Raw genomic sequence first — 11,812 nt, 5'->3', positions numbered from 1 at the left:
ACCGACTTCGAGCGTGCGACAGGGCGACGGGCTCGGGATAGGGCCAGAGATGTCGCAAATCATTAGACCAGCAAGCGACGGGCGCCGCGCACCGCGCCACCTGCTGCACGTTTTGGTGCAGCGGTGCCCGCGCAGAGAGCACGCCGACGAGGACTGGTCCACGCACGAAAAGTGCGGCGCACCACGGATTTCTCCGCGCAAATCGTGACGCCCGCTGCAGTGCAATCGGAGCGCCCCAAATCGCCTGTCTAATTTGCAGGCGATCGAACGGCTCTGAGGGATATCCGCCTGCCTATGAGCTATGCATGCCGGTCGCCTCAGCTTCTCTTTATTGTACGAACAGTAAGAGAGGATATTGCCACGTCGGACGGTGCGTTGCCGCTGCCGATGCAAGCCGCGATTCTCGCAAGCAGCGGCGCGGCGTCCTCGACATGCAGCCGCCCGTAGCCGAACACCAATCCCTGACGGGTCGGCGCTTCCAGAAAATTCTGCGACAAGGGCTGCACATGGATGCCGGCCTGTTTCAGGATGGCTGCCGCTTCGCGGTCGCTCATCCGCGCCTGCATCGCGTCGGTGAACAGCGCCACCAGATGCAGCCCAGTGACGGCGGAGGACACGGTCAAATCATCGGGCATCAGGGCCGCGATTGCGTCGATCAGCGCCTTGCGCCTGCTGGCATAGAGCCGCCGCATCCCGCGCAGATGCCGCAGCAGATGCCCTTCGCGCATGAACTCGGCCAGCGCAAGTTGCCCGATGCCGGAGGTATGGACGTCGATTCGCGCGCGGCCCTTGGAAAAGCCGTCGATGAAATGCCTGTTGGCGACCATGTAGCCGAGCCGCAGGTTCGGCATCATGATCTTCGAAAAAGTGCCGAAATAGATCACCCGCCCCTCGCGGTCGAGCGAGCGCAACGACGCGATCATGCTGTCCTGATGCCTGAACTCCGAATTGTAATCGTCCTCGATCACCCAGACGTCATTCCTGTCGGCCCAGTCGAGCAGCTCGAGCCGCCGCTCCAGCCCCATGCTGATTCCGAGCGGATATTGGTGCGACGGCGTGACCACGATCAGCCGCGCGCCCGGCGCGCGCCTGATCCCTTCCGAAACGACCAGCCCCTTGTCGTCGACCGGAACCGGGACGAGTTTTGCGCCGGTCGCCGTGAGCGCAAAGCGGGCCTCGATAAAACCGGGCTCCTCGACCCAGACCTCGTCGCCGGGATCGAGGATCATCCGGGCGCAAAAATCCAGTGCGCCTGACGTGCCCGAGGTGACCACGACCTCCTCCGGCGAACAGACCAGACCGCGGACCGAGCCGAGGAAGTTCGCGATCTCGCTCCGCAGCCGCGGATGTCCCTCGGACGGAAGGTCGAGGCACTCCTGCTCTCGCGGATTTTGCCAGCTCTGGCGCAGCAGGCGCGACCAGTCCTTGAAAGGAAAGCTCGAGATGTCAGGCGCACCAGGACTGAACTCCGACGGCCAGTTGGTCTCGTAGTCGAAGGCGAGCAGCGATCGCCAGCGCTCCGACATATGCGCAGGCTTGGCCGTGGGCAATTTGGCGGACGAAGGCTCGACATGTGGTGTCGCGACGGACGCCACCATGACGCTGCCGCGCGGCGTCGATTCAAGATAGCCCTCAGCATAGAGCAGATCCCACGCGGTTAGCACCACCGTGCGCGAGCAGCCCAATTCCCGCGCGATCTCGCGCGAGCCCAGAAACTGCGTTCCGGCCGGAAAGGCGCCACGCAGAATGCAGCCACGGATGTGGGCCGCGATCTGCAAATGCAGCGGCATGGCCGAGGTCCGGTCGATATGCATCCCCGCAAGGGATACGCGCTGGTGCGGTTGACGGCTATTGTCCATCGCGTGGAGCGGCTGTTGGAACGGGCGGCGATATCCGCCGGCATCGCCTCAGGATGGGCCAGAAGTGGAGTCGGGTCCAGCCTCCGCCGGATCGGTCACCCCGATCGTGTGGTAGGCGCGGCCGAAATAGATCAGATTGTCCGTGCAGCCGGACCTCTGCAGCGCGACGACCCGGCAGAACAGCACGTCATGCGTCCCGACATTGACGATATCGGTAATCCGGCAGTCGAACGCAGCGGCACTATCGGCCAGCACCGGCGCACCAGTTTCGAGTGTCGACCAATTGGCCGCGGCAAACCGCTCGTCGGCGGGCACCTTGCCGCCGAACAAGCGGGACAGTTGCTCGTGACGGGCCGAAAGCACGTTGACGCACACCACCTCGTTGCGCGTCACGCTGGCATAGGCGGAGGAGGCGCGATTGATGCAGACCAGAAGCGTCGGCGGATCGTCGGTGACGCTGCAAATTGCCGATGCAGTAAATCCGGCGCGGCCCGCGCTGCCGTCGGTCGTCACGATGCTGACGGCCGCGCCGAGACAGGCCATCGCGTCACGGTAATCCTGAGGGGCGACGTCCTGCATCAGCGTCCTCACGCCTCGATCGCAGGCGCAAGCGCGAGCCCGCGCAGCACCTGCGCCAGAACGGAGGCGCCGGCCGCAACATGATCAGGCTCGGCCCATTCGTGCTCGACATGGCTGGCGCCGTCGCGGCACGGAATGAAGATCATCGCCGCCGGACAGATTTTTGCGAGGTGGCGGGCGTCGTGACCGGCAGCCGAGAGGATAGGCATCGCAGGATGCTCCTGCTCACGCGCAGCTTCCGCGATGCTAGCCCGCAGGCGCGGATCGAATTGGTTCGACGGCGCATCGACCAGTGGCGTCACCGTCACTGCACATGGTCGAGCGTGTTCCCGGCAGAGCGCCATGATGCGCGCACCCGCGGCATCGAGCACCGCATTATCAGGATGGCGCAGATCGATGCTGAAGCTGACACGCGACGGCACCACTGACGGCGCGTTCGGCATGACCGTAACCCGGCCGACGGTGAATTTGATGTCGGCATCGATGGCGCCGATCTCGGCATGGAGCACTGAGGCCATCCGGGCAAAGGCCGCGAGCGCATCCCGCCTCTCCGACTGCGCCAGCGTGCCGGCATGGCCCTCGGCGCCCTCGACCACCACCTGAAAGGTCTTCTTGCCCTGAATACCTGTGACGACCCCAATGGTGCGGTCGGCCGCCTCCAGCAGCGGTCCCTGCTCGATGTGCAGTTCGAGATAGGCCCCGGCGGCAAAGCCAAGCGGCCTGTGCGGCAGGTCGGGGAAGGCCTGGTGGAAGCGATCGAGCGCTTCGCCGACGGTGATGCCGTCTGCGTCGCGCGCGGCGCGGATCGCGTCGATGTCGCGCTCCCCGGTGAAGGCCTCCGAGCCCATCATGCCCGGGGCGAAGCGCGAGCCTTCCTCGTTCATCCAGGCAACGACGATGACATCGCGCGCGGGTGTGCCGCCCTGCTCGGCGAGTGACACGACCGCCTCCAACGCCGCCATCACACCGGCCGCGCCGTCGAATTTGCCGCCGGTCGGCTGGCTGTCGAGATGACTGCCAAGCAGAAACGGTGGCGCGGCGCGATCGCGGCCGGCCAGCGTCAGGAACAGGTTTGCCGCGGCATCCGTCGACGGCGTCATGCCCGCTTCAACCGCCCAACCGATCACGCGGCGCCAGGCGGCGATCTCGCCGTCGCTCAGCGCCTGACGATTGACCCCGCCGGCCGGCGTCGCGCCGATCTCGGCAAGCGACATCAAGCGCGTCCAGAGCCGATCCCGGTTGATCAGGGTGCCCGATGCCATCGACCTACTTCGTGCGCATGATCTGGCCCGGCAGCGCGCGCGGATCGCGCGGCAGCCAGTGCCCGGCCTCGACCTGGGCGATGAACTCGGCGAGCAGCGCGTTGAACGCCGCCGGTTCTTCCAGATTGAGCGTGTGGCCGGTCTTGGGGAAGACCGAGAGGCCGCAGGCCGGAAGGGTCTTCTTCAGGAAGATACCGGGCTGGAGGCAGTGATCGTCCTCGTCACCGACGACCACCAGTGTCGGCACCATCATCTTTCTCAGGCCGTCTTCGAGATCGTAGAACGACGGCCGCCGTGCCTGGACGCCGCGCATGGTGTTGGCAGCGCCGCGATCGGAATGGGTGGCGAGGCGATCCGCGAATTCCTGCCAGCCGCGCGGATCCTTGTTTTGGAACTGCACCCGGCTCGCACCGAGCGCATAGACCTTGGAAAATTCCTTCGCGCCCTGCTTCTCGAAATTGTCGGCGACTTCGCGCGAGACGCCGCGAAAATACTCCTCGAACTCCTTCTCGCAGCCATAGCCGGCGCCGGCCACCGTCAGCGACAAAGCGCGCTCCGGCGTGCGCAGGCCAAAATGAACGGTGCAGAAGCCGCCCATCGACAGTCCGACGATATGCGCCTTCTCGATCTTGAACGCGTCGAGCACGGCCACCGCATCGTCCGCAGCAATCGCCTGCGAATAGGCCTCCACGCTGTCAGGCACGTCCGACGGCGGATAGCCGCGCGCGGCGTAGCTGATGCATCGGTGGCGCCGGCTGAAATAGCGCAGCTGCGGCTCCCAGCTTTGATGATTGCCACCGAATTCGTGGATGAAGAGGATCGGCGTGCCCTCGCCCGCCTCTTCCACATGGAGCTTCACACCGTCTTTCGCTGTGATCGTCGTCATTGGCATCGTCCCTAGAATTGCGGCGGCAGGTCGTTGAGCGTGCGCGCCTGCGCGACCATGTCCGGCAGCAGCGTGCAGAGTTTCTCGACCCACGCCTGCGGCACGGAGGTGCTGATCTTCACAAAACGGTCGCCGAAGCGCTGGGTGTGATACGTGCCCTGGCGGATCATGATGCCCTGGCGGAGATAGCACTCGACCAGCGCCTCCGGGCGGATGCCCGCCGCGATCGTCTCCAGCACCAGAAAATTTCCGTGCGAGGGCATGATCGGCAGCGCCAGCCCTTCGATGCCCACCGCCGCCTCCTGGATCATCGCCTTGTTGGCGCGATCGGTGCTGCGGACCTTCTTCATCCATTCGGCCTTGACCGACAAGCCCGCCTGCGCCGCGCGCTGGGCGATGACGCTCGCGCCGAGCACGCTGGTGGAGGTCTGCGCCAGTTCCTCGAACAGATCGGGCGCCGCGACGAGCGCCCCGATCCGCAAGCCCGCAAGGCCGAGCCATTTCGAGAAGCTCGTCGAGACCACCGTGCCTTGCGGCGCGACGTGAAGCGCCGGGGTGTGGCCGTCGGCGAAATCGCGGTAGGTGCAATCGTGCACCAGCAGCGCGCCGCAATCGCGCGCGATCGCGGCAAAGCTCTCGATCTCTTCACGCGTATAGCGAATGCCGAGCGGATTGTTGGGATCGACGAGATAGATGATAGCGGTGCGTTCATCGACATTCGCCTTCAACGCCTCCGGCGTCAGGCGGTAGTTGCAGGCGGGATCGTAGATCGGAATCTCGATCACCTCGGCGCCCTGCTGGCGCGCGAACAGGCACGGCCATTTCCAGGTCGGATCGGTTGTCACCAGCGTGGTGCCGGGCTTGCAGCGCGCACGGCAGATCATGGCGAGCGCGTTGACGCCGCCCTCGGTCACTAGCGCCTCGGCGCCTGGCGTCTCGAGGTCGGCGACGATCGCGGCACGCAGCGCCTCGAAGCCGAGCGGCGGGGCATAGGCGTTGAACTCGCCCGCCTCGATCGAGCGCAGCATCGCCTCACGCACGGCGGGATGGCTCTCGATATGGTTGGTGTTCTGTCCGAGCCAATACAGCCCCGGCGTCGCCGAGAGCTCGTCGAAATAGCGGTTGCGGACCAGCGCCGCGGATTGCACTCCAGACATTGGCGCCTCAGATCACCGAACCGCGCGCAGCAATGCCGCCGTCGATCGTCACCACGGTGCCGGTGATGTAGCCGGACCGCGGCGAGGACAGGAAGGCGACGAGATCGGCGACCTCTTCCGACGTCGCCGGCCGCTTGCCCGGATATTTGTCGAACAGCTCCTCCCAGCGGCTTTCGTCGCCGAGCATGTCGATCGCCTTGCGCTTCATGATCTTGAGCATGCGGTCGGTGGCAACCGGTCCCGGATTGACTGCGACGACGCGCACGCCGTGGTCGAGGCTGCGGCCGCCGAGCGCCTTGGTGAAGGACATCAGCGCCGCATTGCCGGTCGAACCGGCGATGTAGCTGGCGTCCCAGTTCTCGCCGGAATTGCCGATGATGTTGAGGATGACGCCGTCCTTGCCCTTCATGCGCGGATAATAGAGGCGCGACAGCGTGATGTAGCCGAACACCTTGAGATCGAAGCCGCGCCGCCAGGCAGCATCGTCGAGGATTTCCAGCGAGCCCGCGGGGATGTCGCCGGCATTGTTGATGAGGATGTCGATGTCGCCGACCTCGGCCGCGAGCTTCTCCATTGCTGAAGTGCTCGACAAATCGAGCGCGTGGATGGTGATCTTCACGCCAAAGCGGGCTTCGAGCTGTTTCTTGGCCTCAAGCATGGCCTCGCCGTTGCGGGCGGCGAGATGCAGATGACACCCTTCCGCGGCGAAGAGCTCGGCCACCGCCAAACCAATTCCTTTTGACGCGCCGGTGATCAGCGCGGTCTTGTTCGTCAGCTTCAGGTCCACTCGGGGTCTCCAGAATGCAAGCCAGATATACAATGTCTAGCAATTTGCATACCAGACGACCGGGGACGGTCATTCGAAGGCGGCGAGAAAGTCCAACAGGTTGTCGCCGAGCAGGTTGACGTGGTCGCGCATGGCGCTGTGAGCCCGCTCCGGATCATGGGCCAGGATCGCCTGCATGATTGCCTCGTGCTCCCTGACGGTGTCGGCGATCCGGTTCGGCATCCGCGTCACCCGGCGGCGATAGGCCGCCACCTGATTGCGCAGCTTCCGGGTTTGATCTGCGAGGAAGCTATTGCGCGAGGCCTCGTAGATCGCTTCGTGGAATTCCTGGTTGATGTCGTAGAAGACGTCAATGTCGCCTGTTTCGCCTGCGGCCACAAGTCGCTGGTGAATCTCGCCAATTTCGGCTCCCCAGGCCTGGGAGACGCGCCTTGCGGCGAGCCGCGCGCAGAGACCTTCGAGCTCCGCCATGACCTGGAACATCTCGATCAGCGCCTGCGCCTTGATGCTGCGGACGGTCGCGCCCTGCCGGCCCCGCAGCTCGACCAGATTGTTGGCGGCCATCAGGCGGAACGCCTCGCGCACCGGTGTGCGCGAGACACCAAAACGCTGGGCGATCTCCTGCTCGTCGAGCCGGCTGCCGGGTTCGAGATGACCCGCCGCAATCGCCCCTTCGAGCTTCTGGCGCAGGCTCTCGGCCAGCGTCACACCGGGGCTCGTGGCGAGGGATTCATGCCCATTTTTCACGCGCCTGCCTCCGCTATGTGCACCAATATCCGCCATCATGTTTCTCCAACATCAATATATGTATACAAAACGGCACTAACATTCCAGCGAAACGACCGATTTTCGTGCGGAGATGCGCGCGGCGCCGGCCTATTCGCCGTCGACCTCGCAAATCCTATGCCTGATTTGCATCGAAATCGCGCTGGCACACGAGTTGCTAAGAGATTTCGACGCGGTCCGCTTTCGTATGCGAATGGCCGCCGCCATTATACAAGGACATCCCGGTGCAGGCTGCCCGCCTCCCCCATCCCGGACCGGCGACCGAAGCGCCGCAGGCTCAGAGCAAGCCTGAGCCGCTGCTCGAACTGCGCGCGATCAACAAGACCTTCGGCGCCGTCGCGGCGCTCTCGGGACTTCAGGCGACCATCGCCCCCGGCGAATTCGTCACCGTCGTCGGCCCGAGCGGCTGCGGCAAGAGCACGCTCTTTAATATTGTCGCCGGACTAGAGGAGCCTGATGCCGGCGGCATCCTGCGCTTCGAAGGCAACAGCTGCCATTCCGCCGATCTACTCGGCCGCGTCTCCTTCATGCCGCAGCGCGACCTGCTGTTTCCCTGGCGCAATGTGGTGGACAACGCCATCCTCGCGCTCGAGGTCGAGGGCATGAGGCGCGACCAGGCGCGCGCCAAGGCGCTGAAGATGCTGCCCGAGTTCGGCCTCGCCGGCTTCGAGAAGCAATATCCCAATCAATTGTCCGGCGGCATGCGCCAGCGCGTCGCCCTGATGCGGACCTTCCTGTTCGAGCGCGACCTGATGCTGCTCGACGAGCCCTTTGGCGCGCTCGATGCGCTGACGCGGGCGATGATGCAGCGCTGGCTGCTCGACGTCTGGCAGAAATACCGCCGCACCATCCTCTTCATCACCCATGACGTCGACGAAGCCATCTTCCTCGGCGACCGCGTGCTGGTCATGACGGCGCGTCCCGGCGCGGTGAAGCTCGAACAGGTCGTCGACCTCCCTCGCCCGCGCCGGCCCGAGATCGTCACCTCCCCTGAATTCGTGCGCCTCAAGCGCACGCTGCTCGATGCGATCGAGGAGGAAAGCATGAAATCGTTCCAGTCCTCCATCGCGCAGGAGAAGACGCCGTGAATGCGATGTCAGCGAGAGAACCGCGCGGGATTGATCCGTCGGAATGGGATGCCCGCATCAAGCTCGCGGCCTGTTATCGCATGGTCGCCAGGCTCGGCATGGACGATTTGATCTACAATCACATCTCCTCGCGCGTGCCCGGCCATGACGATCAGTTCCTGATCAACCCCTATGGTCTGCTGTTCGACGAGATCACCGCATCGAGCCTGGTCAAGATCGACACCAAGGGTAACAAGCTCGACGACACGCCGCAGGCCGTCAATGTCGCAGCCTTCGTCATCCATGCCGCGATCCACACCTCGAACCACGACGCTGCCTGCGTGCTGCACACCCATTCCGACGCGAGCGTCGCGGTCTCGGGGCAGGAGAAGGGCCTGCTACCGCTCAGCCAGTTCGCAATGCGCTTCTACGACAGACAAGCTTTCCACGATTACGAAGGCGTTGCCATCGACCTCGACGAGCAGGTCCGCCTCGTGCGCGATCTCGGTCCGCACAAGGTGATGCTGATGCGCAACCACGGCATCCTCACGGTCGGCCGGACGCCGGGCGAAGCCTTCATGCTGCTCTATTATTTCGAGCGCGCCGCGCGGATCCAGCTCCAGATGCAAGCCGCCGCGGCTTCAGGCGCCAAGCTGGTGATGCCGCCGCACGAGGTCTGCGAGAAAGCCGCCCGCCAATTCTGGGAATTGCAGGGCGACATCCTCGTGCCCGGCGAACGCGAATGGCCGGCGCTGATGCGCCAGCTCGACCGCACCGATCCATCCTATCGCAATTGATTTCACCGCCTGGAGTATGACCATGTTGAGCCGACGCCACGCCCTCTCCGTCCTCTCCGCCATCGCACTGGCGACCGGCTCCCTCGTCACGGCTGCACCCGCAGCCGAATTGCAGAAGGCGAGCCTGCGCCTGAAATGGCTGCCGCAGGCGCAGTTCGCAGGCTTTTACGTCGCGGCAGCCAAGGGCTATTACAAGGCCGAGGGGATCGACCTCACCATCAATCCCGGCGGGCCCAATTTGCTGACCGAAAACCTGGTCGCGACCGGCGCCGACACATTCGGCCTGTCGGGCGGCACCGACAGCGTGTTCGCGGCGCGCGACAAGGGGCTGCCTATCGTCTGCATCGGCGTCTCGCACCAGATCACGCCATTCATCTTCGTCACCCGCAAGGACGGCCCGGTGAAGACGATCCAGGACTTCAAAGGCAAGACCGTCACCACCTGGTTCACCGGCGCCAATCATGTGCTGAACGGCATGCTGGCCAAGGAAGGCATCAAGCCGGATGAATTGAAAATCCAGCCGCAGCAGGTTTCGGTGACGCCGTTCGTCGACGGCAACGTCGACGTCATCACGGCGACTTATTACAACGAGTTCTACACCATCCAGTCGCGCATGCCGAAGGACAGCCTGAAGACCTTCGTCGCCGAGGATTACGGCATCACCTTCCCGCGCGATACGCTGATCGTGGCCGAAGCAACTGCCAAGGAGAAGCCGGAGCTCGTCAAGGCGTTCCTGCGCGCCTCGCTGAAGGGCTGGAAGGATGCGTTCTCCGATCCCAAGGGCGCAGTCGACACCGTGATGGCCACGGCCCCGACGCTCGACCGCGCGCAGCAGGAGTTCATGCTGACCGAGGTGAAGCGTCTGATGACCGCAGGCGCGGCAGCGAAGAACGGCCTGTTCTGGATCGATACTGACGCCGTCAAGACCGCCCACGATTTCTTCCTGAAATACGGCGTCATCTCCAAGCCGGTCGATCTCGCAGCCGCCTATGACGCGAGCTTCATCCAGAGCATCCCGGCGGCGGACCGGCTGCCGTGAGCAGCCCTGCCGCGACATCGCTAGGTGACGGCCGCGCGGCTGCGCGGTCGATGGCCATGCCGGATTCGATGCGCAAGCTGATCCGGCTTCTGCTCGGCCTCGCCATTGCGGCGGTGATCTGGGAAGGCGCGGTGCTGCTGTTCGGCATCCGGCCCTATTATCTGCCGCGCCTCAGCACCATCTTGATGGCGATGGCGGCCACACCTCGGGCCTATGTCGACGGCTTCCTGCGCACGTTGGCTGAGACGCTGATCGGCTTCGCCTCCGGCGGCGCGTTCGGCGTGCTGATGGGAGTCGTGTTCTTCCGCGTCCGCCCGCTGCGCGAGATGATCTTTCCGATCTTCGTGGTGTCGCAGACCATTCCGGTCATCGCCTTCGGCGCGCTGGTGGTGCTGTGGTTCGGCAACACCCTGCTCGCCAAGGCGATCATCGCGTTCTATCTGACCTTCTTTCCGGTCACGGTGAACACGCTGCTGGGGCTGGAGACCGTCGATCCCAGGCAGGTCGACCTGATGCGCAGCTTCGGCGCCTCTAGCCGCCAGCTCCTGCTCCGCTTGCAGCTTCCGACCGCGCTGCCGCAGATTTTTGTGGCGCTGCGGCTCGCGGCATCCTTGAGCCTCGTCGGCGCCATTGTCGGCGAATGGTTCGGGGACACCACCGGGCTCGGCGTGCTGCTGCTCCAGGCCATGTTCACCGAGAACGTCGTTGCGATCTGGGCCGCCCTGCTCGCCGCCGCCCTGCTCGGCACCGGCTTCTATGCGGTGGTCGCCGCGGTCGAGCGCAGGCTCGTGTTCTGGAACGCCGAGCAATGAGCCGCGCCCTTGCCTCACCTTCGCTCGCGGTCCAGCGCGGCATTCTGGGCGCCGTCCTCCTGGTCGCGTGCTGGGAAGGCGCGGCGCGTGGATTGCACCTGCCGGCCTATGTGCTCCCAGCCGTCAGCGACATCCTCGCGGGCCTATGGTCGAAACGTGTAACGCTCATCGATGCCGCCGGCTACACCCTGCTCGAAGCGCTGGTCGGCTACGGGCTCGGCTGCCTGATCGGCATCGGTCTTGCCGTTGCCATCGCCCTGGTGCCGGCGCTGCGCAGCGCGATCCTGCCGTTCGCGACCGCGATCAATTCGGTGCCCGTGGTCGGCTATTCGCCGCTGATCCTGCTCTGGTTCGGCATCGGCGTAAGCTCGAAGATCGTGATGGTGGCGATGGCGGTGAGCTTCACCATCCTGCTGTCGATGCTGGCCGGGCTCGACCGTGTCGATCGCCGCGCCGTCGACCTCATGAAGAGTTTTGGCGCCAGCCGCTTCGGTGTGCTGTGGCGCCTGCGCCTGCCGACCGCGCTGCCGCTGCTGCTCTCCGGCATGCGCGTCTCCACGGTGCGCAGCGTGATCGTGGCGATCGTCACCGAAATGCTCGGCGCCCAGGGCGGCCTCGGCTGGGTGATCTACCAGGCCGTGCTCCAGATCGACTTCGTCCAGGTCTGGGCGGCGATCTTTGTCGCGTCCGCGGCGAGCCTCGCCTTCTTCGGCCTGATCGGTTTTCTCGAACGAAAAATCCTGTTCTGGACATGACGCCAGGAAACACGTCAGGAAAACAC

At 64.7% G+C, this 11,812-nt stretch carries 12 protein-coding genes; 5 read left to right on the top strand and 7 right to left on the bottom strand.

Features of this window, described 5'->3' with window-relative positions; translation table 11 throughout:
* Positions 1–317: 317 nt before the first annotated feature.
* The 7 genes from B5V03_RS24685 to B5V03_RS24655 form a co-directional block, all read right to left on the bottom strand.
* Positions 318–1,790 carry a PLP-dependent aminotransferase family protein gene (locus tag B5V03_RS24685; protein ID WP_245502333.1) on the bottom strand — a complete coding sequence of 491 codons (1,473 nt, stop codon included), beginning with the start codon at positions 1,788–1,790 and terminating at the stop codon, positions 318–320.
* 117 nt (positions 1,791–1,907) lie between these two features.
* Positions 1,908–2,438, bottom strand: a complete 531-nt coding sequence (locus tag B5V03_RS24680) for a flavin reductase (RefSeq protein ID WP_164988254.1) — start codon at positions 2,436–2,438, stop codon at positions 1,908–1,910.
* 8 nt (positions 2,439–2,446) lie between these two features.
* Entirely contained in the window at positions 2,447–3,700 is a 1,254-nt protein-coding gene (locus tag B5V03_RS24675; protein WP_129272977.1) for a Zn-dependent hydrolase, read from the bottom strand.
* A gap of 4 nt (positions 3,701–3,704) precedes the next feature.
* A complete protein-coding gene (locus tag B5V03_RS24670; RefSeq protein WP_164988253.1) occupies positions 3,705–4,586 on the bottom strand; it encodes an alpha/beta fold hydrolase in 882 nt (293 codons plus the stop codon).
* 11 nt (positions 4,587–4,597) lie between these two features.
* Positions 4,598–5,743 (bottom strand): pyridoxal phosphate-dependent aminotransferase, encoded by a 1,146-nt coding sequence (locus tag B5V03_RS24665; protein ID WP_129272975.1) that lies wholly within the window; start codon positions 5,741–5,743, stop codon positions 4,598–4,600.
* A 7-nt stretch (positions 5,744–5,750) separates the two neighbouring features.
* Complete coding sequence (locus B5V03_RS24660; protein ID WP_129272974.1) at positions 5,751–6,530, bottom strand: SDR family oxidoreductase; 780 nt, start codon at positions 6,528–6,530, stop codon at positions 5,751–5,753.
* Positions 6,531–6,599: 69 nt separating this feature from the next.
* Positions 6,600–7,277, bottom strand: coding sequence for a GntR family transcriptional regulator (locus B5V03_RS24655; protein WP_206736187.1), 678 nt, complete (start codon positions 7,275–7,277; stop codon positions 6,600–6,602).
* 263 nt (positions 7,278–7,540) lie between these two features.
* Here B5V03_RS24655 and B5V03_RS24650 point away from each other — a divergent pair, with 263 nt between their 5' ends.
* Genes B5V03_RS24650 through B5V03_RS24630 form a run of 5 tightly spaced genes read left to right on the top strand, consistent with a single transcriptional unit; the run spans position 7,541 to position 11,786 of the window.
* Entirely contained in the window at positions 7,541–8,404 is an 864-nt protein-coding gene (locus B5V03_RS24650; protein WP_129272973.1) for an ABC transporter ATP-binding protein, read from the top strand.
* Positions 8,401–9,180, top strand: coding sequence for a class II aldolase/adducin family protein (locus tag B5V03_RS24645; protein ID WP_129272972.1), 780 nt, complete (start codon positions 8,401–8,403; stop codon positions 9,178–9,180). The genes B5V03_RS24650 and B5V03_RS24645 overlap by 4 nt, the downstream gene beginning before the upstream one ends.
* A gap of 22 nt (positions 9,181–9,202) precedes the next feature.
* On the top strand, positions 9,203–10,219 hold the full coding sequence (locus B5V03_RS24640; RefSeq protein ID WP_129272971.1) for an ABC transporter substrate-binding protein: 1,017 nt from the start codon (positions 9,203–9,205) through the stop codon (positions 10,217–10,219).
* Positions 10,216–11,031, top strand: coding sequence for an ABC transporter permease (locus tag B5V03_RS24635; protein WP_129272970.1), 816 nt, complete (start codon positions 10,216–10,218; stop codon positions 11,029–11,031). The genes B5V03_RS24640 and B5V03_RS24635 overlap by 4 nt, the downstream gene beginning before the upstream one ends.
* Positions 11,028–11,786, top strand: coding sequence for an ABC transporter permease (locus B5V03_RS24630; RefSeq protein WP_129272969.1), 759 nt, complete (start codon positions 11,028–11,030; stop codon positions 11,784–11,786). The genes B5V03_RS24635 and B5V03_RS24630 overlap by 4 nt, the downstream gene beginning before the upstream one ends.
* Positions 11,787–11,812 lie beyond the last annotated feature (26 nt).

The organism is Bradyrhizobium betae (assembly GCF_004123905.1).
GTDB classification, from domain to species: domain Bacteria; phylum Pseudomonadota; class Alphaproteobacteria; order Rhizobiales; family Xanthobacteraceae; genus Bradyrhizobium; species Bradyrhizobium betae_A.
The sequence above is the reverse complement of the archived record's forward strand: the minus strand, read 5'-3'. Positions and strand labels throughout refer to the sequence as shown.

Bases quoted from the DNA above. Each gene is read 5' to 3' on its own strand.
- B5V03_RS24685 (WP_245502333.1), bottom strand. From the start codon at position 1,790: ATGCCGCTGCATTTGCAGATCGCGGCCCACATCCGTGGCTGCATTCTG.
- B5V03_RS24680 (WP_164988254.1), bottom strand. From the start codon at position 2,438: ATGCAGGACGTCGCCCCTCAGGATTACCGTGACGCGATGGCCTGTCTC.
- B5V03_RS24675 (WP_129272977.1), bottom strand. From the start codon at position 3,700: ATGGCATCGGGCACCCTGATCAACCGGGATCGGCTCTGGACGCGCTTG.
- B5V03_RS24670 (WP_164988253.1), bottom strand. From the start codon at position 4,586: ATGACGACGATCACAGCGAAAGACGGTGTGAAGCTCCATGTGGAAGAG.
- B5V03_RS24665 (WP_129272975.1), bottom strand. From the start codon at position 5,743: ATGTCTGGAGTGCAATCCGCGGCGCTGGTCCGCAACCGCTATTTCGAC.
- B5V03_RS24640 (WP_129272971.1), top strand. From the start codon at position 9,203: ATGTTGAGCCGACGCCACGCCCTCTCCGTCCTCTCCGCCATCGCACTG.
- B5V03_RS24630 (WP_129272969.1), top strand. From the start codon at position 11,028: ATGAGCCGCGCCCTTGCCTCACCTTCGCTCGCGGTCCAGCGCGGCATT.